The sequence below is a fragment of the Bartonella sp. MU70NMGDW genome (assembly GCF_042194085.1).
Taxonomy (GTDB): Bacteria; Pseudomonadota; Alphaproteobacteria; order Rhizobiales; family Rhizobiaceae; genus Bartonella; species Bartonella grahamii.
Genome location: NZ_JBHIMK010000491.1, coordinates 1 through 869 on the forward strand (window position 1 = coordinate 1; position 869 = coordinate 869).

The 869-nt window shown below is 41.2% G+C and carries 1 protein-coding gene; it reads right to left on the reverse strand.

The annotated features are described in order from the left end of the window. The coding region (locus ACFIKE_RS11765) for a tyrosine-type recombinase/integrase (RefSeq protein WP_375650131.1) at positions 1–869 on the reverse strand (869 nt) is incomplete at both ends.

The window sequence follows — 869 nt, forward strand, 5'->3', positions numbered from 1 at the left end:
TGTTTCAGCGAGCCAATTGCGTAAACTAGAGCGAAAACCATGGGGGCAGGCTTCAATTTTATTTTTTCTCATATACGCCGCCATCATCGTATGTGAAAGAGGACCACGACCGGTAAGTGAAAAGATGAAATCACTTTTAGAGATACAGTGGGCTTGTTCAATTACTTTTAATGCTTCAGATGATAAGGGCACGCGAAATTCTGTTGTAGTATCACGCTTTCCTTTCATATTCTCAGCAGGTATGATCCATATATCCCCATCAATTTGATCTTTATGAATAAGACGTAAAGGGTTAGAGCGAACCCCTGTAAGGATAAGCAGACGCAAAGCAAGATGTGTTATGTTTTGTGTTTTACAGAGGAACTGATAAAAATCTGGTATATCTTTCCAATCCATTGCTGGTCTATTAGTGATCTTATGACGTTGTTTTCCTAAGAGAGCACGTGCTTTTTCTGTTGCTTGTAAATCAACATCCAAACCCAAAGCAGCCGCATGTTTGAGACAAAGGTTGAGACGTATCAATGCTATCTGAGCTGTTCCAGCTTTTGTATGCCAAATGGGAGAAAGCGTATCGCGTATCTCTGTTTGTGTAATCTCTGAAACGGGGAGGCAACCTAATTTAGGGAGAATGTAAAGCCGCAAAGGTGAAAACCAATCACTAGCCTTACCATCTCTTTTTAATTCGGCTTTACGACTTTCAAAAGCATCCACGGCAATGTCTTTTAAGTAATGGAGATTGCTTATTGCTTCACGCTTTTGTTTTTCACGTTCTTTAATAGGGTCACGCCCTTCACGTAAAACAGCACGCCACCCAGTTGCTAATTCACGGGCTTGTTTTAAAGAGACATGTCTTAAGGCACCCAAGCCCA